This is a genomic window from Pseudomonas sp. FW305-E2 (assembly GCF_058782925.1).
On the sequence record NZ_JBYSYE010000001.1, the window covers coordinates 474,576 to 500,711 of the forward strand.

The 26,136-nt window shown below is 63.0% G+C and carries 24 protein-coding genes; 15 read left to right on the forward strand and 9 right to left on the reverse strand.

What is annotated here, in order from left to right:
• The first annotated feature begins 115 nt into the window (after window positions 1–115).
• The 8 genes from nuoG to nuoN are packed head-to-tail and all read left to right on the forward strand — an operon-like array spanning window position 116 to window position 10,117.
• Window positions 116–2,830 (forward strand): NADH-quinone oxidoreductase subunit NuoG, encoded by a 2,715-nt coding sequence (gene nuoG, locus AC3WLP_RS02415; RefSeq protein ID WP_012051769.1) that lies wholly within the window; start codon window positions 116–118, stop codon window positions 2,828–2,830.
• Window positions 2,827–3,834 carry an NADH-quinone oxidoreductase subunit NuoH gene (gene nuoH / locus AC3WLP_RS02420; RefSeq protein ID WP_003251440.1) on the forward strand — a complete coding sequence of 336 codons (1,008 nt, stop codon included), beginning with the start codon at window positions 2,827–2,829 and terminating at the stop codon, window positions 3,832–3,834. The genes nuoG and nuoH overlap by 4 nt, the downstream gene beginning before the upstream one ends.
• Before the next feature lie 11 nt (window positions 3,835–3,845).
• Window positions 3,846–4,394 (forward strand): NADH-quinone oxidoreductase subunit NuoI, encoded by a 549-nt coding sequence (gene nuoI / locus AC3WLP_RS02425; protein WP_003251442.1) that lies wholly within the window; start codon window positions 3,846–3,848, stop codon window positions 4,392–4,394.
• 10 nt (window positions 4,395–4,404) lie between these two features.
• The gene (gene nuoJ / locus AC3WLP_RS02430; protein ID WP_003251444.1) at window positions 4,405–4,905 is read left to right on the forward strand and encodes an NADH-quinone oxidoreductase subunit J; all 501 of its coding nucleotides are present in this window, start codon (window positions 4,405–4,407) and stop codon (window positions 4,903–4,905) included.
• Window positions 4,906–4,908: 3 nt separating this feature from the next.
• A complete protein-coding gene (nuoK, locus tag AC3WLP_RS02435) occupies window positions 4,909–5,217 on the forward strand; it encodes an NADH-quinone oxidoreductase subunit NuoK (RefSeq protein ID WP_003251446.1) in 309 nt (102 codons plus the stop codon).
• Window positions 5,214–7,067: an NADH-quinone oxidoreductase subunit L gene (nuoL, locus tag AC3WLP_RS02440; RefSeq protein WP_003251447.1), complete on the forward strand. Its 1,854-nt coding sequence runs from the start codon at window positions 5,214–5,216 to the stop codon at window positions 7,065–7,067. The genes nuoK and nuoL overlap by 4 nt, the downstream gene beginning before the upstream one ends.
• 40 nt (window positions 7,068–7,107) lie before the next feature.
• Window positions 7,108–8,640 carry an NADH-quinone oxidoreductase subunit M gene (gene nuoM, locus AC3WLP_RS02445; RefSeq protein ID WP_003251448.1) on the forward strand — a complete coding sequence of 511 codons (1,533 nt, stop codon included), beginning with the start codon at window positions 7,108–7,110 and terminating at the stop codon, window positions 8,638–8,640.
• Between the two features lie 7 nt (window positions 8,641–8,647).
• On the forward strand, window positions 8,648–10,117 hold the full coding sequence (gene nuoN / locus AC3WLP_RS02450) for an NADH-quinone oxidoreductase subunit NuoN (protein WP_014861246.1): 1,470 nt from the start codon (window positions 8,648–8,650) through the stop codon (window positions 10,115–10,117).
• A 90-nt stretch (window positions 10,118–10,207) separates the two neighbouring features.
• Here nuoN and AC3WLP_RS02455 read toward each other — a convergent pair whose 3' ends face one another.
• The gene (locus AC3WLP_RS02455) at window positions 10,208–10,471 is read right to left on the reverse strand and encodes an Ogr/Delta-like zinc finger protein (protein WP_004576942.1); all 264 of its coding nucleotides are present in this window, start codon (window positions 10,469–10,471) and stop codon (window positions 10,208–10,210) included.
• Window positions 10,472–10,650: 179 nt separating this feature from the next.
• On the opposite strand from AC3WLP_RS02455, the gene AC3WLP_RS02460 reads away from it, so the two are divergent.
• Window positions 10,651–11,028: a helix-turn-helix domain-containing protein gene (locus tag AC3WLP_RS02460; RefSeq protein WP_012051766.1), complete on the forward strand. Its 378-nt coding sequence runs from the start codon at window positions 10,651–10,653 to the stop codon at window positions 11,026–11,028.
• On the opposite strand, the gene AC3WLP_RS02465 is transcribed toward AC3WLP_RS02460, so the two are convergent.
• The 3 genes from AC3WLP_RS02465 to AC3WLP_RS02475 are packed head-to-tail and all read right to left on the reverse strand — an operon-like array spanning window position 11,025 to window position 11,988.
• A complete protein-coding gene (locus AC3WLP_RS02465; RefSeq protein WP_019750867.1) occupies window positions 11,025–11,387 on the reverse strand; it encodes a hypothetical protein in 363 nt (120 codons plus the stop codon). The genes AC3WLP_RS02460 and AC3WLP_RS02465 overlap by 4 nt on opposite strands.
• Complete coding sequence (locus AC3WLP_RS02470) at window positions 11,380–11,727, reverse strand: head completion/stabilization protein (RefSeq protein ID WP_088512518.1); 348 nt, start codon at window positions 11,725–11,727, stop codon at window positions 11,380–11,382. The genes AC3WLP_RS02465 and AC3WLP_RS02470 overlap by 8 nt, the downstream gene beginning before the upstream one ends.
• A gap of 12 nt (window positions 11,728–11,739) precedes the next feature.
• Window positions 11,740–11,988: a helix-turn-helix domain-containing protein gene (locus AC3WLP_RS02475; protein ID WP_003251454.1), complete on the reverse strand. Its 249-nt coding sequence runs from the start codon at window positions 11,986–11,988 to the stop codon at window positions 11,740–11,742.
• A 220-nt stretch (window positions 11,989–12,208) separates the two neighbouring features.
• Between AC3WLP_RS02475 and AC3WLP_RS02480 the strand changes: the two genes are divergently transcribed.
• Window positions 12,209–14,281, forward strand: a complete 2,073-nt coding sequence (locus AC3WLP_RS02480) for a TonB-dependent receptor family protein (RefSeq protein WP_088512519.1) — start codon at window positions 12,209–12,211, stop codon at window positions 14,279–14,281.
• A 49-nt stretch (window positions 14,282–14,330) separates the two neighbouring features.
• On the opposite strand, the gene chrR is transcribed toward AC3WLP_RS02480, so the two are convergent.
• Window positions 14,331–14,891: a class I chromate reductase ChrR gene (gene chrR / locus AC3WLP_RS02485; RefSeq protein WP_012051762.1), complete on the reverse strand. Its 561-nt coding sequence runs from the start codon at window positions 14,889–14,891 to the stop codon at window positions 14,331–14,333.
• Between the two features lie 156 nt (window positions 14,892–15,047).
• On the opposite strand from chrR, the gene AC3WLP_RS02490 reads away from it, so the two are divergent.
• A complete protein-coding gene (locus tag AC3WLP_RS02490; protein ID WP_003251457.1) occupies window positions 15,048–15,266 on the forward strand; it encodes a hypothetical protein in 219 nt (72 codons plus the stop codon).
• Here the strand turns inward: AC3WLP_RS02490 and AC3WLP_RS02495 are convergent.
• The 4 genes from AC3WLP_RS02495 to AC3WLP_RS02510 form a co-directional block, all read right to left on the reverse strand.
• On the reverse strand, window positions 15,250–17,499 hold the full coding sequence (locus AC3WLP_RS02495) for an Orn/Lys/Arg family decarboxylase (protein WP_088512520.1): 2,250 nt from the start codon (window positions 17,497–17,499) through the stop codon (window positions 15,250–15,252). The two genes, AC3WLP_RS02490 and AC3WLP_RS02495, sit on opposite strands and share 17 nt — an antisense overlap.
• Window positions 17,500–17,765: 266 nt before the next feature.
• A complete protein-coding gene (gene dnaQ / locus AC3WLP_RS02500) occupies window positions 17,766–18,524 on the reverse strand; it encodes a DNA polymerase III subunit epsilon (RefSeq protein ID WP_003251459.1) in 759 nt (252 codons plus the stop codon).
• 50 nt (window positions 18,525–18,574) lie between these two features.
• A complete protein-coding gene (rnhA, locus tag AC3WLP_RS02505) occupies window positions 18,575–19,021 on the reverse strand; it encodes a ribonuclease HI (protein ID WP_003251460.1) in 447 nt (148 codons plus the stop codon).
• A gap of 15 nt (window positions 19,022–19,036) precedes the next feature.
• Window positions 19,037–19,810 (reverse strand): class I SAM-dependent methyltransferase, encoded by a 774-nt coding sequence (locus AC3WLP_RS02510; protein WP_003251461.1) that lies wholly within the window; start codon window positions 19,808–19,810, stop codon window positions 19,037–19,039.
• A gap of 85 nt (window positions 19,811–19,895) precedes the next feature.
• Between AC3WLP_RS02510 and gloB the strand changes: the two genes are divergently transcribed.
• The 4 genes from gloB to AC3WLP_RS02530 all read left to right on the forward strand — a co-directional run bounded on the left by gloB (window position 19,896) and on the right by AC3WLP_RS02530 (window position 26,135).
• Entirely contained in the window at window positions 19,896–20,675 is a 780-nt protein-coding gene (gloB, locus tag AC3WLP_RS02515; protein ID WP_004576947.1) for a hydroxyacylglutathione hydrolase, read from the forward strand.
• Between the two features lie 100 nt (window positions 20,676–20,775).
• Window positions 20,776–22,206, forward strand: coding sequence for a lytic transglycosylase domain-containing protein (locus AC3WLP_RS02520; protein ID WP_003251463.1), 1,431 nt, complete (start codon window positions 20,776–20,778; stop codon window positions 22,204–22,206).
• Between the two features lie 267 nt (window positions 22,207–22,473).
• The gene (locus AC3WLP_RS02525) at window positions 22,474–24,303 is read left to right on the forward strand and encodes an extracellular solute-binding protein (protein WP_041168382.1); all 1,830 of its coding nucleotides are present in this window, start codon (window positions 22,474–22,476) and stop codon (window positions 24,301–24,303) included.
• Window positions 24,300–26,135, forward strand: coding sequence for an extracellular solute-binding protein (locus AC3WLP_RS02530; RefSeq protein WP_088512521.1), 1,836 nt, complete (start codon window positions 24,300–24,302; stop codon window positions 26,133–26,135). The genes AC3WLP_RS02525 and AC3WLP_RS02530 overlap by 4 nt, the downstream gene beginning before the upstream one ends.
• Window position 26,136 lies beyond the last annotated feature (1 nt).

A 26,136-nucleotide genomic window follows, 5' to 3' on the forward strand; every position in this document is an offset into this window, starting at 1 on the left:
TGGTCCGTGCCACTCGCCAGCTTACCGGCAGGCCCGAGCAATCGAGGCGTGTCGCAAGCTCACCGATTTCCATTAGCCACGCCCGCTCACGCGGGCCAACGAAGAACTTTGAACAATGGCCACTATCCACGTAGACGGCAAAGCGCTCGAAGTCAACGGTGCAGACAACCTGTTACAGGCATGTCTGTCGCTCGGCCTCGACATCCCTTATTTCTGCTGGCACCCGGCGCTTGGTAGCGTTGGCGCCTGCCGGCAATGCGCAGTCAAGCAGTACACCGACGAGAACGACACCCGTGGTCGTATCGTCATGTCCTGCATGACCCCTGCTTCCGACGGCACCTGGATTTCCATCGACGATGAAGAGTCGAAGGCGTTCCGCGCCAGCGTCGTCGAATGGCTGATGACCAACCACCCGCACGACTGCCCGGTGTGCGAGGAAGGCGGTCACTGCCACCTGCAGGACATGACGGTAATGACCGGCCACAACGAGCGCCGCTACCGTTTCACCAAGCGTACCCACCAGAACCAGGACCTCGGCCCGTTCATCGCCCATGAGATGAACCGCTGCATCGCCTGCTACCGCTGCGTGCGCTATTACAAGGACTACGCCGGTGGTACCGACCTGGGCGTCTACGGCGCCCACGACAACGTGTACTTCGGCCGCGTCGAAGACGGTGTGCTGGAAAGCGAGTTCTCCGGCAACCTGACCGAGGTCTGCCCGACCGGCGTATTCACCGACAAGACCCACTCCGAGCGCTACAACCGCAAGTGGGACATGCAGTTTGCCCCGAGCATCTGCCATGGCTGCTCCAGCGGCTGCAACATCAGCCCGGGCGAGCGCTACGGCGAACTGCGCCGTATCGAAAACCGCTTCAACGGTTCGGTCAACCAGTACTTCCTGTGCGACCGCGGCCGCTTCGGCTACGGCTACGTCAACCGCAAGGACCGCCCACGCCAGCCACAACTGGCCGACGGTACCAAGCTAGGCCTGGACGCCGCCCTGGACAAGGCCGCCGACCTGCTGCGCGGCCGTACCATCGTCGGTATCGGCTCGCCACGCGCCAGCCTCGAAAGCAACTACGGCCTGCGTGAGCTGGTCGGCGCCGAGTACTTCTACTCGGGCATGGAAGCGGGCGAACTGGCCCGCGTACGCCTGGCCCTGAACGTGCTGAACAACAGCCCGCTGCCCGTGCCGACCCTGCGCGACATCGAAGATCACGACGCCGTGTTCGTGCTCGGTGAAGACCTGACCCAGACCGCTGCCCGCGTTGCCCTGGCCGTGCGCCAGGCCACCAAAGGCAAGGCCGAGGCCATGGCCGAAGCAATGAAAGTGCAGCCTTGGCTCGACGCTGCCGTGAAGAACATCGGCCAGCACGCGCTGTACCCGCTGTTCATCGCGTCCCTGGCGGAAACCAAGCTGGACGACGTCGCCGAAGAGTGCGTACACGCCGCGCCGGCCGACCTGGCCCGCATCGGTTTCGCCGTGGCCCACGCCATCGACCCGAGCGCCCCTGCCGTCGCCGGCCTGGACGACGAAGCCAAGGCCCTGGCCCAGCGCATCGCCGACGCCCTGGTTGCCGCCAAGCGCCCACTGGTCGTTGCCGGTACGTCGCTGGCCGACCCAGCGCTGATCGAAGCCGCCGCTAACATCGCCAAGGCCCTGAAGCTGCGCGAGAAAAACGGCTCGCTGAGCCTGGTGGTGCCTGAGGCCAACAGCCTCGGCCTGGCCATGCTCGGTGGCGAGTCGGTCGATGCCGCGCTGGACGCAGTCATCAGCGGCAAAGCTGACGCCATCGTCGTGCTGGAAAACGACCTGTACGCCCGCGTACCGGCCGCCAAGGTCGATGCAGCCCTGGCTGCAGCCAAGGTGGTGATCGTTGCCGACCACTCCAAAACCGCCACCGTCGACCGCGCCCACCTGGTGCTGCCGGCCGCCTCGTTCGCCGAGGGTGACGGTACCCTGGTCAGCCAGGAAGGCCGTGCCCAGCGCTTCTTCCAGGTGTTCGACCCGCAGTACCTGGACAGCAGCATCCAGATCCACGAAGGCTGGCGCTGGATGCACGCCCTGCGTGCCACCCTGCTGAACAAGCCGGTCGACTGGACCCAGCTGGACCACGTCACCAGCGCCTGCGCCGAAGCCGCCCCGCAACTGGCCGGCATCGTCAACGCCGCGCCAAGCGCCGCGTTCCGCATCAAGGGCATGAAGCTGGCCCGTGAGCCGCTGCGCTACTCCGGCCGTACCGCCATGCGTGCCAACATCAGCGTGCACGAGCCGCGCACCCCGCAAGACAAGGACACCGCGTTCGCCTTCTCCATGGAAGGCTACTCGGGTTCGGCCGAACCGCGCCAGCAGGTGCCGTTCGCCTGGTCGCCGGGCTGGAACTCCCCACAAGCCTGGAACAAGTTTCAGGACGAGGTCGGTGGCCACCTGCGTGCCGGTGACCCAGGCGTACGCCTGATCGAATCGCAAGGCGACCGCCTGAACTGGTTCAACGCCATTCCGGGGGCCTTCAACCCGGCCCGTGGTACCTGGACTGCCGTACCGTTCTTCCACCTGTTCGGCAGCGAAGAAAGCTCCTCGCGCGCCGCCCCGGTTCAAGAACGCATCCCGGCTGCCTACGTTGCCCTGGCCAAGTCCGAAGCCGACCGCCTGGGCGTCAACGAGGGTGCCCTGCTGAGCCTCAACGTCGCCGGTGTGGCCCTGCGCCTGCCGCTGCGTATCAATGAAGAGCTGGGCGCTGGCCTGGTCGCGCTGCCGAAAGGCCTGGCTGGCATTCCGCCTGCCATCTTCGGTGCATCCGTCGAAGGTCTGCAGGAGGCAGCACAATGAGCTGGTTCACCCCCGAAGTGATCGATGTGATCCTCACCGTGCTGCGGGCCATCGTGGTCCTGCTGGCCGTGGTGGTCTGCGGTGCGCTGCTCAGCTTCGTCGAGCGCCGCCTGCTGGGCTGGTGGCAGGACCGCTACGGTCCGAACCGCGTCGGCCCGTTCGGCATGTTCCAGATCGCTGCCGACATGCTGAAGATGTTCTTCAAGGAAGACTGGAACCCACCCTTCGTCGACCGCGTGATCTTCACCCTGGCACCGGTAGTGGCCATGAGCGCCCTGCTGATCGCCTTCGTGGTCATCCCGATCACCCCGACCTGGGGCGTTGCCGACCTGAACATCGGCCTGCTGTTCTTCTTCGCCATGGCCGGCCTGTCGGTCTACGCGGTGCTGTTCGCCGGCTGGTCGTCGAACAACAAGTACGCCCTGCTGGGCAGCTTGCGTGCTTCGGCACAGACCGTGTCGTACGAGGTGTTCCTGGGCCTGGCGCTGATGGGCGTGGTGGTGCAGGTGGGCTCGTTCAACATGCGCGACATCGTTGAGTACCAGGCGCAGAACCTGTGGTTCATCATTCCGCAGTTCTTCGGCTTCTGTACCTTCTTCATCGCTGGCGTCGCCGTGACTCACCGTCACCCGTTCGACCAGCCGGAAGCAGAACAGGAACTGGCCGACGGCTACCACATCGAGTATGCCGGCATGAAGTGGGGCATGTTCTTCGTCGGTGAGTACATCGGCATCATCCTCATCTCGGCGCTGCTGGTAACCCTGTTCTTCGGTGGCTGGCACGGCCCGTTCGGCATCCTGCCGCAACTGTCGTTCCTGTGGTTCGCCCTGAAGACCGCGTTCTTCATCATGCTGTTCATCCTGCTGCGCGCCTCGATCCCGCGCCCACGCTATGACCAGGTGATGGACTTCAGCTGGAAGTTCTGCCTGCCGCTGACCCTGATCAATTTGCTGGTGACCGCTGCGATCGTGCTCTACAACACGCCAGCCGTCGCGGCCCAGTGAGGATTTGACCCATGTTCAAGTATATCGGCGACATCGTTAAGGGCACCGGCACCCAGCTGCGCAGCCTGGCAATGGTGTTCTCCCACGGGTTCCGCAAGCGCGACACCCTGCAGTACCCCGAAGAACCCGTGTACCTGCCGCCGCGCTACCGCGGCCGCATCGTCCTCACCCGCGACCCCGATGGCGAGGAGCGCTGCGTAGCGTGCAACCTCTGCGCGGTGGCCTGCCCGGTTGGCTGCATTTCGCTGCAGAAGGCCGAGACAGAGGACGGCCGCTGGTACCCGGAGTTCTTCCGCATCAACTTCTCGCGTTGCATTTTCTGCGGCCTGTGTGAAGAAGCGTGCCCGACCACCGCGATCCAGCTGACTCCGGATTTCGAAATGGCCGAGTTCAAGCGTCAGGACCTGGTGTACGAGAAAGAAGATCTGCTGATCTCCGGCCCCGGCAAGAACCCTGACTACAACTTCTACCGTGTTGCGGGTATGGCAATCGCTGGCAAGCCGAAGGGCTCTGCACAGAACGAAGCCGAGCCGATCAACGTGAAGAGCTTGCTCCCATAAGGACAGAAAGATGGAATTCGCTTTCTACTTCGCATCCGGGATCGCCGTGGTCTCCACCCTTCGGGTGGTAACTGGCACCAACCCCGTGCACGCATTGCTTTACCTGATCATTTCGCTGATTTCCGTGGCCATGATCTTCTTCGCCCTGGGTGCGCCGTTTGCCGGCGCCCTGGAAGTGATCGCCTACGCCGGCGCCATCATGGTGCTGTTCGTGTTCGTGGTGATGATGCTCAACCTCGGGCCGGCTTCGGTCGCCCAGGAACGGGGCTGGCTCAAGCCCGGTATCTGGGCAGGGCCAGTGATCCTCGGCACCCTGCTGCTGGCGGAGCTGCTGTACGTCCTGTTCGTCGCCCCGAGCGGCGCCGGCATCAGCGGTACCACCGTGGGCCCGAAAGCCGTGGGCATCAGCCTGTTCGGCCCGTACCTGCTGGTGGTCGAACTGGCGTCGATGCTGCTGCTGGCTGCAGCCGTCACCGCCTTCCACCTGGGCCGCAACGAGGCGAAGGAGTAAATCATGGGTGCTATCCCTCTCGAGCATGGTCTGGCGGTCGCCGGCATCCTGTTCTGCTTAGGTCTGGTTGGCCTGATGGTCCGCCGCAACATCCTCTTCGTGCTCATGAGCCTGGAAGTCATGATGAACGCCTCTGCCCTGGCGTTCGTCGTCGCCGGTGCCCGTTGGGTCCAGCCCGACGGCCAGGTGATGTTCATTCTGGTGATCAGCCTGGCAGCCGCCGAGGCCAGCATTGGCCTGGCCATCCTGCTGCAGCTGTATCGCCGCTTCCACACTCTCGACATCGATGCTGCCAGTGAGATGCGCGGATGAACCTTCTCTTCCTGACTTTCGTCTTTCCCCTCATCGGCTTCCTGCTGCTGTCGTTCTCGCGCGGACGGTTCTCGGAGAACCTGTCCGCCCTGATCGGCGTCGGCTCGGTAGGCCTGTCGGCCGCCACGGCCGCTTACGTCATCTGGCAGTTCAACGTCGCCCCGCCTGAGGGCGGCGCGTACAGCCAGCTGCTGTGGCAGTGGATGTCGGTGGACGGCTTCGCGCCGAACTTCACCCTGTACCTGGACGGCCTGTCGGTCACCATGCTCGGTGTGGTGACCGGTGTCGGCTTCCTGATCCACCTGTTCGCATCCTGGTACATGCGTGGCGAAGCCGGCTACTCGCGCTTCTTCTCGTACACCAACCTGTTCATCGCCAGCATGCTGTTCCTGATCCTTGGCGATAACCTGCTGTTCATCTACTTCGGCTGGGAAGGCGTGGGCCTGTGCTCGTACCTGTTGATCGGTTTCTACTACAGCAACCGCAACAACGGTAACGCGGCACTCAAGGCATTCATCGTCACCCGTATCGGCGACGTGTTCATGGCCATCGGCCTGTTCATCCTGTTTGCCCAGCTGGGCACCCTGAACGTGCAGGAACTGCTGGTGCTGGCACCGCAGAAGTTCCAGGCTGGCGACACCTGGATGGTGCTGGCCACGCTGATGCTGCTGGGTGGTGCGGTCGGTAAATCGGCACAGCTGCCACTGCAGACCTGGCTGGCCGACGCCATGGCGGGCCCGACTCCGGTTTCGGCACTGATCCACGCCGCAACCATGGTGACCGCGGGCGTGTACCTGATCGCCCGTACCAACGGCCTGTTCCTGCTGGCGCCGGACATCCTGCACCTTGTAGGTGTGGTCGGTGGCGTGACCCTGGTACTGGCAGGCTTCGCTGCGCTGGTACAGACCGATATCAAGCGTATCCTCGCCTACTCGACCATGAGCCAGATCGGCTACATGTTCCTGGCCCTGGGCGTGGGTGCCTGGGACGCGGCGATCTTCCACCTGATGACCCACGCCTTCTTCAAGGCCCTGCTGTTCCTTGCCTCCGGTGCGGTGATCGTTGCCTGCCACCACGAGCAGAACATCTTCAAGATGGGCGGCCTGTGGAAGAAGCTGCCGCTGGCCTACGCCAGCTTCGTGGTCGGTGGTGCGGCACTGGCGGCCCTGCCGATCGTGACCGTAGGCTTCTACTCCAAAGACGAGATCCTCTGGGAAGCCTTCGCCAGCGGCAACACCGGCCTGCTGTATGCCGGCCTGGTAGGCGCGTTCATGACCTCGCTGTACACCTTCCGCCTGATCTTCATCGCCTTCCATGGCGAAGCCAAGACCGAAGCCCACGCGGGCCACGGCATCAGCCACTGGCTGCCGCTGGGCGTGCTGATCGTGCTGTCGACCTTCGTCGGCGCCTGGATCACCCCGCCGCTGGCCGGTGTGCTGCCAGAAAGCGCCGGCCATGCCGGTGGCGAAGCCAAGCACGCGCTGGAGATCACCTCGGGTGCCATCGCCATCGCCGGTATCCTGCTGGCCGCCCTGCTGTTCCTGGGCAAGCGCCGCTTCGTCAGCGCCGTCGCCAACAGTGGCATCGGTCGCGTCCTGTCGGCCTGGTGGTTCGCTGCCTGGGGCTTCGACTGGATCTACGACAAGCTTTTCGTCAAACCGTACCTGCTGATCAGCCACATCCTGCGCAAGGACCCGGTTGACCGCACCATCGGCCTGATTCCTCGGATGGCGCGTGGTGGCCACGTGGCCATGAGCAAGACCGAGACTGGCCAACTGCGCTGGTACACCGCCTCTATCGCCGTGGGTGCCGTGCTGGTGCTCGGTGCCGTGGTAGTGGCTGCGGTATGACTATGAATCTTGCGACTTTGCCAAAGGAAACCAACCCGTCATGATTTTGCCTTGGCTGATCCTGATCCCCTTCATCGGCGGCTTCCTGTGCTGGCTGGGTGAGCGCTTCGGCGCCACCCTGCCGCGCTGGATCGCGCTGCTTACCATGTCCCTGCTGCTTGGCATCGGCCTGTGGCTGTGGGGTACCGGCGACTACACCCTTGCTCCCGCCCCGGGCGCCGAACCGGCCTGGGCCCTGGAATACAAAGTCCAGTGGATCCAGCGCTTCGGCATCAGCATCCATCTGGCCCTTGATGGCCTGTCGCTGCTGATGATCCTGCTCACCGGCCTGCTCGGTGTGCTGTCGGTACTGTGTTCCTGGAAAGAGATCCAGCGCCACGTCGGCTTCTTCCACCTCAACCTGATGTGGATCCTCGGCGGCGTGGTCGGTGTGTTCCTGGCCCTGGACCTGTTCCTGTTCTTCTTCTTCTGGGAAATGATGCTGGTGCCGATGTATTTCCTCATCGCGCTCTGGGGTCACAGCTCGGCAGATGGCAAGAAGACCCGGATCTACGCGGCGACCAAGTTCTTCATCTTCACCCAGGCCAGCGGCCTGATCATGCTGGTGGCGATCCTGGGCCTGGTGCTGGTCAACTACAACACCACTGGCGTGCTCACCTTCAACTACAGCGACCTGCTCAAGGCCGAGTTGCCAGCCGGTGTCGAGTACGTGCTGATGCTGGGCTTCTTCATCGCCTTCGCGGTGAAGCTGCCGGTAGTGCCGTTCCACTCCTGGCTGCCTGACGCTCACGCCCAGGCACCGACCGCAGGCTCGGTGGACCTGGCGGGTATCTTGCTGAAGACCGCGGCCTACGGCCTGCTGCGCTTCGCCCTGCCGCTGTTCCCGAACGCCTCGGCCGAGTTTGCGCCGATCGCCATGACCCTGGGCCTGATCGGTATCTTCTACGGTGCCTTCCTGGCCTTCGCACAAACCGACATCAAGCGCCTGATCGCCTTCTCCAGCGTCTCGCACATGGGCTTCGTGCTGATCGGTATCTACTCCGGCAGCCAGCAGGCCCTGCAAGGTGCGGTGATCCAGATGCTGGCCCACGGCCTGTCGGCTGCGGCACTGTTCATCCTGTCCGGCCAGCTGTACGAGCGCCTGCACACCCGTGACATGCGCCAGATGGGTGGCCTGTGGCACCGCATCGCGTACCTGCCGGCCATCAGCCTGTTCTTCGCAGCGGCATCGCTGGGCCTGCCAGGCACCGGCAACTTCGTCGGCGAGTTCCTGATCCTGATCGGCAGCTTCGTTCATGTACCGTGGATCACCGTGATTGCCACCACCGGCCTGGTGTTCGGTTCGGTGTACTCGCTGATCATGATCCACCGCGCCTACTTCGGCCCGGCCAAGACCGACACCGTGCTGGCCGGCATGGACGGTCGCGAACTGATCATGGTTCTGGGTCTGGCGGTATTGCTGATCCTGCTGGGCGTGTATCCGCAGCCGTTCCTCGACACCTCTGCCGCCACCATGAGTGGTGTGCAGCAGTGGCTCGGATCCGCTTTCACTCAACTCGCTTCGGCCCGGTAAGAGCGCTATGGAATTCACCACTCAACACTTCATCGCATTGGCGCCGATGCTGATCACCACCATCACCACGGTGGTGGTGATGCTGGCGATCGCCTGGAAGCGCAACCACTCGCAGACCTTCCTGCTGTCCACCGTGGGCCTGAACCTGGCCCTGCTGTCGCTCCTGCCGGCGCTTAAGGTCGCGCCGCTGGCGGTCACCTCGCTGATCACCATCGACAAATTCGCCTGCCTGTACATGGCGATCATCCTCATCGCGACGCTGGCCTGCGTCACCCTTGCCCACGCCTACCTCGGCGAGGGCTCCAAGGGTTTCCCGGGCAACCGTGAAGAACTGTACCTGTTGCTGCTAATGTCGGCCCTCGGTGGCCTGGTGCTGGTCAGCGCCAACCACCTGGCCGGCCTGTTCATCGGCCTGGAGCTGCTGTCGGTACCGGTCTACGGCCTGGTGGCGTATGCCTTCTTCAACAAGCGATCGCTGGAAGCCGGCATCAAGTACATGGTGCTGTCGGCCGCAGGCTCGGCTTTCCTGCTGTTCGGCATGGCCCTGCTGTACGCCGACGCCGGCAGCCTGAGCTTCGACCAGATCGGCAAAGCCCTGGCTACCACCAGCATGCCAAGCCTGGTGGCCCAGCTGGGCCTGGGCATGATGCTGGTCGGCCTGGCCTTCAAGCTGTCGCTGGTGCCGTTCCATCTGTGGACCCCGGACGTGTACGAAGGCGCTCCGGCGCCGGTCGCCGCGTTCCTGGCAACCGCCAGCAAGGTGGCAGTATTCGCCGTTGTCGTACGCCTGTTCATGCTCTCCCCTGCTGCCAGCAGCGGCGTGCTCAGCACCGTACTGGCGGTGATTGCCGTAGCCTCGATCCTGATTGGTAACCTGCTGGCGCTGACCCAGAGCAACCTCAAGCGTCTGCTGGGTTACTCGTCCATCGCCCACTTCGGTTACCTGGTCATCGCGTTGGTCGCCAGCAAGGGCCTGGCCCTGGAAGCCATGGGCGTTTACCTGGTCACCTACGTGATCACCAGCCTGGGCGCCTTCGGCGTCATCACCCTGATGTCCTCGCCATACGGCGGCCGTGACGCCGATGCCCTGTACGAGTACCGCGGCCTGTTCTGGCGCCGCCCGTACCTGACAGCGGTACTGACCGTGATGATGCTGTCGCTGGCGGGTATCCCGCTGACCGCCGGCTTCATCGGCAAGTTCTACATCATCGCTACCGGCGTCGAATCGCACCTGTGGTGGTTGGTCGGTGCGCTGGTGATCGGTAGCGCCATCGGCGTGTACTATTACCTGCGCGTCATGGTTACCCTGTACCTGGTCGAGCCGAACCTGCGTCGTCACGACGCCCCGCTGAAGTGGGAACAGCGCACCGGCGGTGTCATGCTGCTGGCTATCGCCATTCTCGCTTTCGTACTGGGTGTGTACCCGCAGCCCCTGCTGGAAATGGTTCAGCAAGCGGGCCTGCAACTGATCGGTTGATCACCCCGGCAGCCCCGGTAACAGAAAACACCCCGCCTAGGCGGGGTGTTTTTTTATCTGCACGTTTTGCTACCTGCGCCCACGGGTGCCTCACTCACTCGGGCAGCCCTGGCCTGCGCCCGGCAAGGCGGCCTTGCGCAAATCACCATTGGCCGAAGGCAGGTACACTTCCGGATTGGGCATGCCGCTGGGGGAGAGTTCATGGGTCATTTCGAATTCGGCGCGCACTGACCAGCCACACGCCTCGGTGGTGCATTGCAAATAAGCGATTCGCAGGAAAATATGGCGCCCTTCGCTAGTACGTATGCGCATCCGGCTGTGGCAATGCGGGCAAACCAGCTTGTAAGTACTCACGGCAAGTACCTGCTAGCATTGCCCAGGCTAGCCTGTGTATCAGTATTGGCTGCAACTGTGGGTGTATTCTTCAATTTGATGGTTCTCATTGCAGAAGTGCTCCTTAAAACGCAGGGCTGTATTCATAACGAGTAGTTTAAGCCCATGGAATATCATTAAACCAGTCATGGATATTTGTTATGAGTACTCACATACTTGCTGAGGTGCTCACCCGCCTTAAGCTTCTCACTGGCGCAAACACTGATGCCGAGCTGTCACGTGCACTGTCGGTCAGCCCGCAAACGCTGAGCAGCTGGAAGGTTCGCGAAAGCATCCCTTACTCACTTTGCATAGACATCGCCAAAAAGCATGCATGCTCTCTGGACTGGCTATTGCTGGGCCATGCCGAGCACAACGCCGCACCAAGTGATGCGGGTTGGGAGTGCGACATGCTCGAACGGCTGCGCACGCTCTCGCACAGCGATCGCCAGGCCATCCTGCTGTTCATCAAGGACAAGCAGCGCATCCAGCAGTTGGAACAGCAACTGAGTGAGCTCGGCGTCGCAACCAATGGCTAACCCCGACGGCGCCAGCGCTGGATAAGCTCGCGCGGGTCGAGTGTATCCAGCCAGACCATAACCTTGAGGCTGATGGGGATCACCACCACAGCGGCCACGAATGCCGCCATGCCCCGGGTCAGCAAAGGCACCAATGACGAAACCAGTGGCTCAAACAAATGACCCACGCCCACGGTCACGAATACCAGCAGGAGTTTCTTGGCCAGTGTCAGGCGCCTGGTCTCACTGGTGATCAATCGATCGCGTGCCGCGCTCACCAGCAATGCCCCCAGCAACGCGGCGAACAACACATCGCCATCCACCCCCAGGAACGCCACCAATGCCGAGGTCAAGTTGTCTAAAACAGGTCGCTCACGCATGGGCTTGCCCTCCGCGCGGAACAGGCAGGCAGGCGGTTGACCCCAGGCTATACATGACCGCCGCTTCGACAAAACGGAGGTAGCACACCCGCAAGGCACGCCCATGATCATGCCCGGCCACATCCTCAAGGCGCTTGTAGCCCCGCTCTCGCAGCACTGACCGCCAGCGGGCGAATTCGCGTGCAGCCTCGATAGCAGCGCAGCGCGCGGCCACTTCCAAAGCAGCATCACTGACAGACCGCGGCAGTTGCAGGTGCTCACGCAAACTGCCCAAATCCACCCGCGGCCAGAACGGGTCATGGCAATCGGCAAAGCGCGGTAGCCGAGGATCGTTGCTCATGCTCTACCCCCCTTACTGCTCGGCCAGCATGCCGTAGCGAATGGCCTTGATCACAGCTGCCACTCGGGTAGGCACTTCAAATTTGCGCAGGATGTTGGACACGTGAAAGTTCACCGTCGACTCCTTGCATTCAAGGATCTGGCCGATCTCCCACGAGCTCTTGCCATAAGCACACCACAACAGCACTTGCTGTTCACGTGGCGTCAGGCGAACCGGGGCGTCCGCCAAGGGTTGCTGCGAGTGTCGAGCGTTGTCAGTCATGTTTGAACTCCACGGGTGATTGAGCGAGGCATTACTGCCTACCTGCAGTCACCTTACGAAGCACAGGCCACCCACCTCCACCGCCGTGGTTTGTAAAGAACTTTCGTACAAGACCGTATGACGAAGGTTACGCACGATTTGCTGACTTTCTGCGTGCTCCAAGCCGCATTTCGCTCGTCTCAACGCCGTTGTCCATTCGCCTTTCGCCTGGAGTCGTACAATGCGTTCCGATTTACCCCTCTCGTCCTGCCTCGGTCTGCTGGCGGCCTTGGCTGCTACTCAGCCCGCTCTGGGGGCATCCTCGGTCGAATTGGGCCGAGTGCTGATCACCGATGAGGAGCAGAACGAGCTGACGGCAGCCAGCGAGCGCCTGCGTGAAATACCGGGGGCCAGCAACCTGGTGGACATGCAGCGCGTGGGGCAAGGCCGGGTGGCCAGCAACCAGGACGTGCTGGCCTATCAGCCTGGGGTGTTCGCCCAATCGGCAGGCAACGACGGCATCAAGCTGTCGATACGCGGCTCGGGCCTCAACCGCGCGCCGGGGGCGCACGGTTCCGGCGTTTACACGATGTTCGACGGCCTGCCGCTGACCGGCCCGGGCGGCACGCCTTACGAATTGTTCGAACCGCTGTGGCTGAGCCGTGCCGAAGTGCTGCGTGGCGCCAATGGCTTTGACCAAGGCTCCCTGGCCTTGGGCGGTGCCATCAACTACGTCACCCACACCGGCTACGACGCGCCTGCACTGCAAGTACGCTACGAGGTCGGTAGCCGCGGCTACCAGCATCGGCACATCAGTTCGGGCCAGGTGCTGGGCAATCTCGACTATTACGTGGCCCTGACCGACACGGAATATGACGGCTACCAGGCGCACAGCAGCGGCAGCGCCAAGGGCATTGCCGCCAATGTCGGTTACCGCTTCAACCCCGACCTGGAAACCCGCTTCTACCTGCGCTACCGGGAAACTGAAAACGAACTGCCTGGGCGCCTGACCAAAGACCAGATCAAGCACCACCCACGCGCGGCCAACCCCAACTATCTGGCACGCGACGACAGCCGCCCGCAACCAGGCAGCACCTGGGTGGGCAACAAGACCACCTTCTACCTCGACGACGAGGCGCGCCTGGAAGCCGGCGTGGTCTATCACGACTACCCGATGGACCTGCGCGAAGGCCCCATGCGCCTGAAGGTCGCCTATACCGATGTCAGCGGTACGCTGAACTATTTCCGCCGCGACACACTGTTCGGTCGCGAGAGCAAGACCACCGTCGGTTGGCGTACCACCAAGCACCTGCCCAACAGCGGCGCTTCGCAATTTACCCGCAATGGCGATGTGTTCGGCGAGCGCACCCGTGACTTCACCTACCAGGGCTCGGACACCGTGCTGCATGTTGGCAACGATCTGGAACTGGTCCCCAACCTGTGGCTGAGCACCGGCCTGGCCATGATCTACACACGCCGCGAAAGTGACGTGACCTACCCCGCTGAAGGCGGCAAGGTGAGCATGCATGACTGGAACTATGCACCCCGCCTGGGGCTGCGCTACGACATCCGCCCGGACTTGCAGGTGTACGGCAACCTGAGCCGCTCGGTAGAGCCGCCACACCCGTGGTCGCTGATCTGGAGCGCGCCCAGCACAGGCGGCAAGCAGATCCAGCCGATCGAGATGCAGAACCAGACAGCCACCACCCTGGAACTGGGCGCCCGTGGCGACTCGGCGCTCGGCCGCTGGGACCTGGCCTGGTACTACTCGCAAGTGCGCCACGAACTGCTGGCCGTTGAGGTAGTGCCGAACTTCACCTCGGAATTCAACGCCAGCGCTACCGTGCACCAAGGCGTGGAAGCCGGCCTCGACAGCACCCTGTGGGAACGCGCGGGCACTGGCAAGCTGAGCTTGCGCCAGGCCTACACCTTCAGCGACTTCCACTACCGTGATGACGACACGTTTGGCGACAACCGTCTGCCCGGCATCCCCATGCACTACTACCAGGCCGAGCTGCGCTATGACTGGCCGAGCGGCTTCTATGCCGGGGTCAACACACAAATGGCTTCGAAGGTGCAGGTGGACTACGCCAATAGCTACCACGCCGATGAATATGCCTTGCTCGGCGCACGCGTTGGCTGGGACTCACCGAAACAGGACTGGCAGACCTGGCTGGACCTGCGCAACCTGACCAACCAGCGCTATGCAGCGACCGTGACGCCGGCCTACAACGACGCCGGCCAGGACAATGCCCGTTCGACACCGGGCGAAGGGTTTGGCGTATACGCGGGGGTTTCCTACAGCTTCCGCTGACGGGTAAACCCGCGCCTACACAGGGGCGTTGCACAGCAGGATTAGGGGCTCAGACCGCCCTGTTCAACTTCACCCATGAAGCAAACCTGTCGACAAACGCCTGCAAGAACGGTCGCGTCTTGTCGTTGAGCTTGCCCGAATCCTCGAACAAGCTCGCCGCACCGCCAAGGTAAGCCTCGGGCATCTGCATGCAGGGCATGTCGAGAAACACCAGCGACTGGCGCACCGCATGGTTGGCGCCAAAGCCACCAATCGCCCCCGGCGACACACTCACCACCGCCGTCGGCTTGCCGCTCCAGGCACTTTGCCCGTAAGGACGCGAACCCACATCGATGGCATTTTTCAGGCAGCCTGGCACCGAGCGGTTGTATTCCGGGGTGACGAACAACACCGCATCACTGCGGCGGATTTCATCGCGAAAACGCTTCCAGGTTTCCGGCGGTGCCTCGGCTTCGACATCTTCGTTGTACAGCGGCAGGTCGCCAATCTCGACGATCTTCAGCGCAAGGCTGGACGGCGCCAGCTCCGAAAGTGCGCGGGCGACCTTGCGGTTGTAGGACGCCTTGCGCAAGCTGCCCACGACGACTGCTACCGAATACACCTGGCTCATGGCAATTCCAACCTTTGCGGGTTAAATAGACGTTGTAGTTATAGATGACCGTTCTCCAGTGCCTAAGTTTTTTTTCCGCAGGGCGAAAACTTCCGCGTCTGTTTCACGGTCTATGCCTTCATACATTTCCTACGTAATTCAGAGGTTTCCACCCAAATGGCAGCAGTAATGGTCGGCCAATTCCACGCCCGTGACGCCGAAGGCCGCATCTACCCCGTGCACGAGTTTCAGGAATCCACCCTGCAACTCGACGGCAGCACGCTGGGCGCCCCCATCACCACCTACCGCCTGGCCATCGGCGACAAGGTCAACCACCTGGGTGATAACCGTTTCGAACTGGCACGCTCCGGCGTCGAGATCACGCGCATTCCGTGATGCAATCCACCGTGTAGCGGCCCCCTTCGTGCTGCAGGCCGTGCACATCGGCGACAAACCCGGGAAAGCCCTGGTTGAATGCTCGGGCGAATGCCAGGTAGTCCAGGATCGAGCGGGTCGCCTCGGTGAACCGCTCACCTGGCATGATCAACGGGATGCCAGGCGGGTACGGCACCAGCATCACCGCCGCCACACGCCCCAGTAGTGCCTCGATCGGCACCGCCTCCACTTCGCCACGCACCATCTTGTCATAGGCCTGGGCCGGGCTGACGGCCACCTCCGGCAAACGGGTGAACAGCCGCTTCAGCTGCTTGGCCGTGGCATTGGCGCGGTAGCAGTCATGTAACTGGTCGCACAGGTCGCGCAGGCCTATGCCCTGGTAGCGGAGGGCGTCGGCAGCCCCCACACTCGGCAGGCAATTGCTGAGCAGGGTGTTGCCGTCATAGTGGCGCTTGAACTCCAGCAGTTCGGTGAGCAAGGTGCTCCACTTGCCCTTGGTGATGCCCATGGAAAACAGCACCAGGAAGCTGTACAGGCCGGTTTTTTCCACCACCAGCCCGCGCTCCCAGAGAAACTTGCTGACGACTGCCGCCGGGATGCCGTGCACGCCCAGCACACCATCAGCGCTCAGGCCCGGCATCACCAAAGTCACTTTCAGCGGGTCGAGCAGCACATAGTCGGCCGCCACTTCACCAAAACCATGCCATTGCGCCCCCGGCTGCAACAACCAGTCCTGCGCGGCCAGACGGGGGATGCCCTCGGCACTTGGCGGCTGCCAGATGCTGAACCACCAGTCCTCTGCGGCAATGTGCTCACGCAGGTTGGCCAGGGCACGACGAAAACTCAACGCCTCGTCGAACATCTCCTGCAGCAGCGAGCGCCCGGCCGGCCCTTCCATCATGGCCGAAGCCACATCCAGCGAGGCGAGAATGCTGTACTGCGGCGAGGTAGAGATGTGCATCATGAACGCTTCGTTGAAACGGTCCCGGTCCAGCTGCCGCCTGGCCCCGTCCTGCACATGAATCATCGAAGCCTGGCTGAACGCCGCGAGCAGCTTGTGGGTGGAATGGGTACTGAACACCAGCGGGCTGTCTGCCGCGCAGGCGGTGCCCATGGCGTAGCGCCCGGTGAAAAAGTCGTGGAACGCAGCATAGGCAAACCAGGCCTCGTCGAAGTGCAGCACCTCGACACTGGCACCCAGGGCCTGCTTGATCAGCCCGGCGTGGTAACACAGCCCGTCGTAGGTGGAGTTGGTCACTACCGCCAGCTTGATACGCTGCCCACGATCACGGGCAAGGGGGTTGGCCTGAATCTTCGCGGCGATCGCCTCGGGGCTGAACTCGCTGAGCGGGATCGGGCCGATGATGCCCAGTTCGTTGCGCTCCGGGCACAGGTACAGCGGTATGGCACCCGTCATGATGATCGCGTGCACCACCGACTTGTGGCAGTTGCGGTCCACCAGCACCAGGTCGTCACGGCCGACCATGGCGTGCCAGACGATCTTGTTGGCCGTGGAGGTACCATTGATGACGAAGAAGGTGTGGTCGGCGCCGAAGTTGCGCGCCGCCCTGACCTCGGCTTCAGCCAGCGGGCCTGTGTGGTCGAGCAGCGAACCCAGCTCCGGCACGGAAACGGACAGGTCCGAGCGCAGGGTATTTTCCCCAAAGAACTGGTGAAAGGCTTGGCCTACCGGGCTTTTATGATAGGCCACACCGCCACCATGGCCTGGGGTGTGCCAGGAATAGTTGGACTGCGCGGTGTGCTGCACCAGCGCCTTGAAGAACGGCGGCAGCAGGCCGTCGAGGTAGGTGTGTGCGGCACGCGCCACCTGGCGGGCGAGAAACGGCACGGTGTCTTCGAACAGGTAAAGGATGCCACGCAACTGGTTGAGCTCGCTCATGGCTTCGGCGGGAGCATTTTCCAGGGTCACCTGCTCGCCCAGGGCGAAGATCGGCAGGTTGGGTGCACGCAGACGGGCCAGGCCAATCAGCTCGGCCATGTTCTGCAGCAGATGGGTGTTCTCGCCAGCGCCTTCGGCCGCGATGAGCATGCAGGCCAGGCCGTGGTGGGTGGCGGCGACCAGGCGCGCTTCGGCGTGGTCAGCGGCGGCGAGAATGGCAAAGCCATCCTGGCGCAATTCCTCGGCGATGCCGCGCACACGCTCGCCAGCAACACTGTCGGCCTTGATGGCGCGGTGGACGATGAGGATCGGGAACTTGAGGTCCTTGTACATCAGGTGGCTACCTCCGAAGGACATGGCGTCCATTTCAGGGTAGTTGAGCCTTGTATTGCCTGTACTGGCCCTTTCGCGGGTGAACCCGCTCCTACTGGGCACCGGTCGGTGATTGGACACAGGCCGTCGTAGGAGCGGGTTTACCCGCGAAAGGGCCGGGCCTGCTGGCCAATCTGCCCCCGCCATTCACCGCCGCAGCCGCCACCGTATTCGGCAGGTAAACCCGCTCCTACAACGATCTCCACTTCATGTTGCAGGGCGAAAGATCAGCCGGCTGGTGTCTCAGTCAGGGCCTGCCACAGCGAAGGCCCACCCGCCGACTTGGCAATGGCCGCCAACCGCTCGGCATGCGCCTCCAGCTCTTCAGCGCTGGCCATGATCACCCGCCCTGGCGCACGCCCGACAATCCGGCGGATCTCACTGCCGCCAGCGCCCTGCCCGTCCTCTTCGGCATCTGCCCCATTCCCAGCCAACGACAGGCTGGTCTGGCCACCGGTCATTGCCAGGTAAACGTCGGCCAGCAGTTCCGAGTCGAGCAGTGCGCCGTGCAACTCACGGCCCGAGTTGTCGATGTCGTAGCGTTTGCACAGCGCATCCAGGCTGTTGCGCTGCCCCGGGTGGCGCGAACGTGCCAGCAGCAGGGTGTCCAGAATGGTGCAGTGCTGCGAAATGTCGGCACGGTCCTGCTGGCCCAGCAAGGCGAATTCGTTGTTGATGAAGCCAACGTCGAACGCCGCGTTGTGGATGACCAGCGTGGCGCCCTGGATGAACTGGAAGAACTCCTCGGCGACATCACCAAAGCGGGGCTTGCCGACCAGGAAGGCATCCGTGATGCCGTGAACGTTGATCGCGCCCTCGTCACTCTCGCGGTCGGGCTGCAGGTAGACGTGGAAGTGCCGCCCGGTCAGGCGCCGGCCGATGACCTCGACACAGCCGATCTCGATGATCCGGTGGCCTTCGCCAACCGGCATACCCGTGGTTTCGGTATCGAGAATGACGAACCGTTTATCTTGCTGCTGCTCCACGCGGGCGCTCCAACTTGCATCCGTTACAAAGGCCGCGATTGTACCCCAGCTCAACGCTGGGCGCGCACCTCATCGACCCCACGGTTGGCCAGCTGGTCGGCGCGTTCGTTGCCGGGGTGGCCGATATGGCCGCGTACCCACTTCCAGGTCACCTTGTGGCGGTTGACCTGCTCATCGAGCTGCTGCCACAAGTCAGCGTTCTTCACCGGCTCCTTGGCGGCGGTCTTCCAGCCGCGCTTCTTCCAGTTGACCATCCATTCGTTGATGCCCTTCATCACGTACTGCGAGTCGGTGGTCAGCACCACCTCGCATTCACGTTTGAGCGACATCAGGCCCTGGATCGCGGCCATCAGCTCCATGCGGTTGTTGGTGGTCTCACGTTCGCCGCCCCACAGTTCCTTCTCGACGCCCTTGTAGATCATCAGCACGCCCCAGCCACCCGGGCCAGGGTTGCCCTTGCAGGCACCATCCGTAAACATCTCGACGCTATCGCTCATGTACCACTCTTGAATTCAGTGCTTGTCAGTTTCGGGGTTGGCTGCGGTGCGGTTGACTTTCGCCAGTGGCAGCGGCAGCAGCTTGCCCATTGGCTCGCGGCGTTCCGGCCGCAAAGGCCGCAGGCCTACCACCATCTTGCGCGCCACCAGCAGGTACACCCCGCCACCGGAGCCCTGCCAGCCGCCGGCCAGTCGTTCCCAGCCCTCCAGGCGTTGCTGCCAGGCAGGTGAGGCAAGCGGCGGACGATAGCACCCGAAGCGGCGTTTCTCCAGCGCGAAGCCCAGCAGGTTGAGCCAGTCGCCCACCCGGGACGGCGAGATGCAGCGCGCCTTGCGCAGAGCACCGTGACTGAAGAAATGGCGCATGCCCCAGCTGCTCCAGGGGTTGATCCCCACGATCAGCAGGTGCCCGCCCGGGCGGACGGCACTGGCGGCCTCGCGCAGCAGGCCATGGGGCGACAGGCAGAAGTCCAGGCCATGCTGCAGCACCACCACGTCGGCAGCGTGCTCGCTCAACGGCCAGGCCTGTTCTTCGCAGACAATCTCCACACCCGGCAAGGGCGCACCAAGGCGCACGTTACGCTGCACCTGGGGGGCTCTGGGCGGTGGCTCGGCGCAGGGCCCGTAATGCACGAGATAGCCGCCAAAGAAGCGCCCGAGCTCTTCTTCCAGCAGTTTGTCCTCCTCCTTGAGCATCAGTTGCCCAAGTGGGCCGTTGAACCACTCACGGGCCAGGCTGATCAGCTCGACCCAGTCCGGGTCGGCCTGTGCAAAAGCTTGGTCGGTCATTGCGCTCTCCCTCGAAGGTTCTCCCACCGCGCCATCGCGGCTAAGATGCCCTCATGTGCCACGCTAGGCGAATCGGATCCGCACCATGATACAGATCGATGCTCTCCCCGCTTTCTCCGACAACTACATCTGGTTGTTACAGGATACTGCCAAACGCCGTTGTGCGGTGGTCGACCCGGGCGATGCCGGCCCGGTGGAGCGCTGGCTGGCTGCCAACCCCGAATGGGTGCTGAGCGACATCCTCGTCACCCACCACCACAATGACCATGTCGGTGGTGTGGAGCGGCTCAGGCAATTGACCGGCGCACGGGTCTGTGGCCCCGCCAACGAACGCATTCCCGGCCGCGACCTGGCACTGGACGAAGGCGACAGGGTGGACGTGCTGGGTGTGACTTTCCAGGTGCTGGCGGTACCCGGCCACACCCTGGGGCATATCGCCTTCTTCAGCGACCAGCCAGCAACGCCCATCCTGTTCAGTGGCGATACCCTGTTCGCCGCCGGTTGCGGGCGCATGTTCGAAGGTACACCCGAACAGATGCAGCCGGCCCTCGCCCGCCTGGCGGCCCTGCCAGAGCAGACAGCAGTGTACTGCGCCCATGAGTACACCCTCAGCAACCTGCGTTTCGCCAAGGCGGTGGAACCGACCAACCCGCACGTTCAACAACGGTTCGAGGACGTTAGCCGTTTGCGCGCCGAAAATCGCATCAGTTTGCCATCAACGATCGGCCTGGAGCGCCTGACCAACCCCTTTCTGCGTACCTCTGAAACATTAGTTAAACAAAAAGCAGACGAATGGAAGGGACATTCAAACACCACGCATGTCGCTGTTTTTGCTGCCTTGAGGTCTTGGAAGGACACCTTCTGATAACCGCAAGATATATCGCAAGTGATGGTCAAAGGTTGACCAGGCCCGGAGCGGTTTCTAGAATCGCCGAACTTTTTCGCCCGGATACCTGTATCAGCCGATGTCTTCCCGTAGCCGCAGAACCTCTCATTCCGTCGCCCTGACGCGCCTGGCCCAAATCAGTGCGCTGGCCCTGGCCGCCACTTTGGTGGGCTGCCAGAGCACCCGTCAGCTCGACGAATCCGATAGCGTTCGCGCGCACAACTACCAGGCGCGGATCAAGCACAAGCCTTCCCCGCTGCTGGTCAAGCCGGCCGAGCAGGCGCCGCAGGATGTCTGGGAGCGCATGCGCCAGGGCTTCGCCCTGCAGGACAGCATCGACGTCAACCCGCGCATCGAACAGCAGCGCTTGTGGTTCGCCAGCAACCCGACCTTCATCGAAAGCGCCGGGGAACGTGGCAGCCTCTACCTGCACTACATCGTCGAGCGCCTTGAAGAACGCGACATGCCGCTGGAACTGGCCCTGCTGCCAGCCATCGAAAGTGCCTACAACCCCATGGCCTACTCACGCGCCAGCGCTGCCGGCATGTGGCAGTTCATGCCGGCTACCGGTCGCCACTTCAACCTGCGCCAGACCAACTTCTATGACGGCCGCCGCGATGTCACCGCGTCGACCAACGCCGCGCTGGACTACCTGACCCGCCTGCACGACATGTTCAACGGCGACTGGCTGTTGGCCCTGGCGGCCTACAATGCCGGCGAAGGCACCGTCAGCCGAGCCATCGAGCGCAACGAAAGGCTCGGCCTGCCGACCGACTACTGGAACCTGCCGCTGCCACAGGAAACCCGCGACTACGTACCCAAGTTGCTGGCACTGTCGCAGGTGGTGTCCACGCCAGAAGCCTATGGTGTCAATCTCACCCCGATCGCCAACGAACCGTACTTCGAAGCGGTGGCGATCAATGACCGCCTGGACCTTACCCGGGTCGCGGCCTTTGCCAACATCGACGAGGACGAGCTGATCCAGCTCAACCCGGCATTCAAGAAACGCATGACCGTCGATGGCCCGAAACAGCTGCTGGTGCCCACCGCCAAGGCGCAGTTGCTCAGTGCCAGCCTGTCCAACCTCAACCCGGAGCAACTGGTCAGCCTGCAACCGCCGAAAGCAGCGTTTGCCCGGGCTGTGGCCGAAGCCAAGGCACCGGTGGGGGCGCGCAGCTACCGGGTCAAGCGTGGCGATAACCTGAGCGCCATCGCCAAGGTCAACCGTGTGTCGGTCAAGGACATCAAGCGCTGGAACCGTTTGTCCGGCAACAGTCTGCGTGCTGGCCAGGTTCTGGCCCTGCGCGGTGGCAGTGCACCGAGCGCCGCAGGCAACCGGGTTGCCGCCTCCGGGAAGCGCTCCACGCAATACAAGGTCCGCAAGGGCGATTCCCTGTACCTGGTGGCCAAGCGCTTCAATGTGGAAATGAAGCACCTCAAGCGCTGGAACCCACGCAGTGGCCATGCCCTCAAGCCAGGCCAGACTCTGACCGTCTACCTCGGGCATTGATCCCGCAACCAGGGCCCTCACGCGGCCTTGTGGGAGCGGCCTGGTGTCGCGATAGGGGCGCGGAGCGGCCCCAGTGTTTCAACTTTTCAGCATAAACTGCCGGGGCTGCTGCGCAGCCCTTTCGCGACACAAGGCCGCTCCCACAGGTACCGTGGCACCTGTTGCCCCCGGCTTGGGGCCCGCACCTTCAAAGCCTCTCTTTTTCCAACCCCACCAAGCTGTTACTGTACTCGATCAAAGCCCAACGCCTCTGGATCGGATGCCGACTTGATACGTCCCCTCCTGCTGTCACTCAGCCTGGCCTTGAGCTTTCCCGCAGCCGCGATGGTGAGCGAAAGCCACGGATACGCGCAGTTCGGCACGCTCAAGTACCCAGCCACCTTCACCCACTTCGACTGGGTCAACCCGCAAGCGCCCAAGGGCGGCACGTTGCGGGCCATGGCTTTTGGTACCTTCGACACGCTCAACCCCTACACCTTCAAAGGGTCGAGCCCGATTACCACGCCCAATTTCCAGCAGTACGGCATCAGTGAGCTGAACGAGCCACTGATGGTCGGCACTGGCCAGTACGACCCGTCCGGTGACGAGCCAACCTCCAGCTACGGCCTGATCGCCCGCTCGGTGGAGTACAGCGAGGACCGCAGCTGGGTGGTGTTCAACCTGCGCCCCGAAGCCCGCTGGCATGACGGCCAGCCCATCACCTCGGCTGACGTGGCCTTCTCGTACCGCACGCTGCTCAAGGATGGCCACCCGATCTACCGCACCAACCTGCAGGAAGTGCAGCGGGTAGACATCCTCGGCCCGCTACGCATCCGCTTCGTGTTCAAACGCGCCGGCAACCCGCTGCTGATCCTGCGTCTGGGCGAAATGCCGGTGCTGCCCAAACACTACTGGCAGAAGCGCGACTTCAAGGCCACCACCTTCGAGCCCCCGTTGGGCAGCGGCCCCTACCGCATCACCCAGGTACAACCCGGACGACGCCTGGTGTTCGAGCGAGTGAAGAACTACTGGGGCAAAGACCTGGCGGTCAACCGTGGCAAGTACAATTTCAATCGGGTCGAATACGAGTTCTATCGCGACGCGACGGTGGCCTTCGAAGCCTTCAAGGCCGGCGAGTTCGACATCTATATCGAGCACCAGGCAAAAAACTGGGCCAACGGATACAACTTCCCTGCCGTGCGCCGGGGTGAAGTGATCAAGGCACAAATCCCGCACAGCATTCCCACGCAAACACAGGGCCTGTTCATGAACAGCCGCCGGGCCGCATTCAGTGACCCGCGGGTACGCCAGGCGCTGGGGCTGATGCTGGACTTCGAGTGGACCAACCGCGCGCTGTTCAGCAGCGCCTACCGCCGCTCGACCAGCTACTACCCCAACAGCGAGTTCGCCGCCAGCGGCCTGCCCACCGGCAAGGAGTGGCTGCTGCTGGCGCCGTTCCGTGACCAGTTGCCGGCCAAGCTGTTCAGCGAACCGTACAAGGTCAGCCACACCGATGGCCGTGGCATTAGCCGTCAGACCCTGCGCCAGGCCTTGGGCCTGCTCGCTGAAGCCGGGTGGAAGCTGAACGGCCAGCGCCTGGTCGACAGCAAGGGCCAGCAGCTGCGCATGGAGCTGCTGTTGGTAAACCCCAACCTTGAACGCATCCTGCAACCTTATGTCGAAAACCTGTCCAGCATCGGCATCGATGCGCGCTTGCGCACCGTGGACCGTGCCCAGTACAAACAACGCCTGGACCAGTTCGATTTCGACATGATTCTGATGACCCTGAACCAGACCCTCAGCCCCGGCCTCGAACAGTGGCTGTATTTCCATTCCAGCCAGGCCGCGACAAAGGGCAGCAAGAACTATGCTGGGGTCAAGGACCCGGTGGTCGACCACCTGCTCGACACCCTGCTCGCCGCCCGCACCCGCGATGACCAGGTCGCCGCTGCCCGCGCCCTGGACCGCGTGCTTTCATGGCACTACTACATGATCCCCAACTGGTACCTCGACAACCATCGCCTGGCCTACCGCAACCGGTTCGCCTTCGTCACCACGCCGCCCTACACCCTTGGGCTGAACAGCTGGTGGATCAAGACTTCGGAGAAAGCCCAATGACGCCAACGCACCGTCTGCGCCGGCTGGCAGGCAGCCTGTTGCTCGCCTGCCTGAGCCTTCCCGCGCTGGCCGCACCGCAGCACGCGCTCACCCTTTACGACGAGCCACCCAAGTACCCCGCCGACTTCAAGCACTTCGACTACGTCAACCCGGATGCGCCCAAGGGCGGCACCTTCCGCCAGTCCAGCTTCGGCGGCTTCGACAGCCTCAACCCGTTCATCAACAAAGGCGTGGCGGCCGAGAACATCGGCATTATCTACGACACCCTGATGCGCCAGAGCCAGGATGAACCGTTCACCGAATACGGCCTGGTGGCCGGCAAGATCGAAAAGGCCCCGGACAACAGCTGGGTGCGCTTCTACCTGCGCCCTGAAGCGCGCTTCCATGACGGCCATCCGATGGGCGCCGACGACGTGGTGTACACCTTCAACGCCCTGATGAAGGACGGCGCCCCGCTGTACCGCCAGTACTACGCCGACGTCGCCGAAGTGGTCGCCGAAGATCCACTCAAGGTGCTGTTCAAGTTCAAGCACAAGAACAACCGCGAGCTGCCATTGATTCTCGGCCAGCTGCCGGTACTGCCCAAGCACTGGTACGAAAACCGCGAGTTCAACCGCGGCAACCTGGAAATCCCGTTGGGCAGCGGCCCGTACAAGGTCGCCGAGGTCAAGGCCGGGCGCTCGGTGCGCTACGAGCGGGTCAAGGACTACTGGGCCAAGGACCTGCCCATCAACCGTGGCTTCTACAACTTCGATGTCATGACCTTCGACGCCTACCGCGACACCACCGTCGCCCTGGAGGCCCTCAAGGCCGGGGCATTCGACTATGGCCTGGAAGTCAGTGCAAAGAACTGGGCCACCGCCTACAACGTGCCCGCCGTGCGCGAAGGTCGCCTGATCAAGGAAGAGCTGCCCAACGGCAACCCCACTGGCATGCAGGGCTTCATCTTCAACATCCGCCGCCCGGTGTTCCAGGATGTGCGCGTGCGCCAGGCACTGAGCCTGCTGCTGGACTACGAGTGGACCAACAAGCAGCTGTTCAACGGCGCCTACACCCGTACCGGCAGCTACTTCGAGAACTCGGAAATGGCCGCCCGCGGCCTACCCAGCCCCAACGAGCTGAAAATCCTCGAACCACTGCGCGGCAAAGTGCCCGAGCAAGTATTTACCGAGGTCTTCCACAACCCGGTCAGTGACGGCAGCGGCATGATCCGCGAGCAACAGCGCCAGGCCTACAAGCTGTTGCAGGAAGCCGGCTGGAAAATCGTCGACGACAAGATGGTCGACGCCCAAGGCAAGCCGGCAAGCATCGAGTTCCTGCTGGCGCAGACCGAGTTCGAACGCATTCTGCTGCCGTTCAAGCGCAACCTTGCCGACCTCGGTATCGAGCTGAACATTCGCCGAGTCGACGTTTCGCAGTACATCACCCGCCTGCGCTCGCGTGACTACGACATGATCGTGGGCGGCTACCCGCAATCCAACTCGCCAGGCAACGAGCAGCGCGAGTTCTGGTCCAGCGCCGCCGCCGACAACCCCGGCAGCCGCAACTTCATCGGCCTGCGCGACCCGGCCATCGACCAACTGGTGGACCAGCTGATCAACGCCGACTCGCGCCAGAGCCTGGTCGACCACTGCCGTGCCCTCGACCGCGTGTTGCTGTGGGGCTACTACGTGATCCCCAACTGGCACATCAAGACCTGGCGTGTGGCCTACTGGAACCACATCGGCCACCCGAACGTGTCGCCCAAGTACGACATCGGCATCGACACCTGGTGGATCAAGCCCGATGTAACCCCGGCGGTCAGCGAAGCGCCTGCGGACGAGGCCAATTAAG

Bases quoted from the DNA above. Each gene is read 5' to 3' on its own strand.
- AC3WLP_RS02530 (WP_088512521.1), top strand. From the start codon at position 24,300: ATGACGCCAACGCACCGTCTGCGCCGGCTGGCAGGCAGCCTGTTGCTC.
- chrR (WP_012051762.1), bottom strand. From the start codon at position 14,891: ATGAGCCAGGTGTATTCGGTAGCAGTCGTCGTGGGCAGCTTGCGCAAG.
- nuoG (WP_012051769.1), top strand. From the start codon at position 116: ATGGCCACTATCCACGTAGACGGCAAAGCGCTCGAAGTCAACGGTGCA.
- nuoJ (WP_003251444.1), top strand. From the start codon at position 4,405: ATGGAATTCGCTTTCTACTTCGCATCCGGGATCGCCGTGGTCTCCACC.
- nuoK (WP_003251446.1), top strand. From the start codon at position 4,909: ATGGGTGCTATCCCTCTCGAGCATGGTCTGGCGGTCGCCGGCATCCTG.
- AC3WLP_RS02495 (WP_088512520.1), bottom strand. From the start codon at position 17,499: ATGTACAAGGACCTCAAGTTCCCGATCCTCATCGTCCACCGCGCCATC.
- gloB (WP_004576947.1), top strand. From the start codon at position 19,896: ATGATACAGATCGATGCTCTCCCCGCTTTCTCCGACAACTACATCTGG.
- AC3WLP_RS02490 (WP_003251457.1), top strand. From the start codon at position 15,048: ATGGCAGCAGTAATGGTCGGCCAATTCCACGCCCGTGACGCCGAAGGC.
- nuoN (WP_014861246.1), top strand. From the start codon at position 8,648: ATGGAATTCACCACTCAACACTTCATCGCATTGGCGCCGATGCTGATC.
- AC3WLP_RS02460 (WP_012051766.1), top strand. From the start codon at position 10,651: ATGAGTACTCACATACTTGCTGAGGTGCTCACCCGCCTTAAGCTTCTC.
- AC3WLP_RS02510 (WP_003251461.1), bottom strand. From the start codon at position 19,810: ATGACCGACCAAGCTTTTGCACAGGCCGACCCGGACTGGGTCGAGCTG.
- rnhA (WP_003251460.1), bottom strand. From the start codon at position 19,021: ATGAGCGATAGCGTCGAGATGTTTACGGATGGTGCCTGCAAGGGCAAC.
- AC3WLP_RS02470 (WP_088512518.1), bottom strand. From the start codon at position 11,727: ATGAGCAACGATCCTCGGCTACCGCGCTTTGCCGATTGCCATGACCCG.
- nuoL (WP_003251447.1), top strand. From the start codon at position 5,214: ATGAACCTTCTCTTCCTGACTTTCGTCTTTCCCCTCATCGGCTTCCTG.
- AC3WLP_RS02475 (WP_003251454.1), bottom strand. From the start codon at position 11,988: ATGACTGACAACGCTCGACACTCGCAGCAACCCTTGGCGGACGCCCCG.
- AC3WLP_RS02480 (WP_088512519.1), top strand. From the start codon at position 12,209: ATGCGTTCCGATTTACCCCTCTCGTCCTGCCTCGGTCTGCTGGCGGCC.
- nuoI (WP_003251442.1), top strand. From the start codon at position 3,846: ATGTTCAAGTATATCGGCGACATCGTTAAGGGCACCGGCACCCAGCTG.
- nuoH (WP_003251440.1), top strand. From the start codon at position 2,827: ATGAGCTGGTTCACCCCCGAAGTGATCGATGTGATCCTCACCGTGCTG.
- AC3WLP_RS02520 (WP_003251463.1), top strand. From the start codon at position 20,776: ATGTCTTCCCGTAGCCGCAGAACCTCTCATTCCGTCGCCCTGACGCGC.
- AC3WLP_RS02465 (WP_019750867.1), bottom strand. From the start codon at position 11,387: ATGCGTGAGCGACCTGTTTTAGACAACTTGACCTCGGCATTGGTGGCG.
- nuoM (WP_003251448.1), top strand. From the start codon at position 7,108: ATGATTTTGCCTTGGCTGATCCTGATCCCCTTCATCGGCGGCTTCCTG.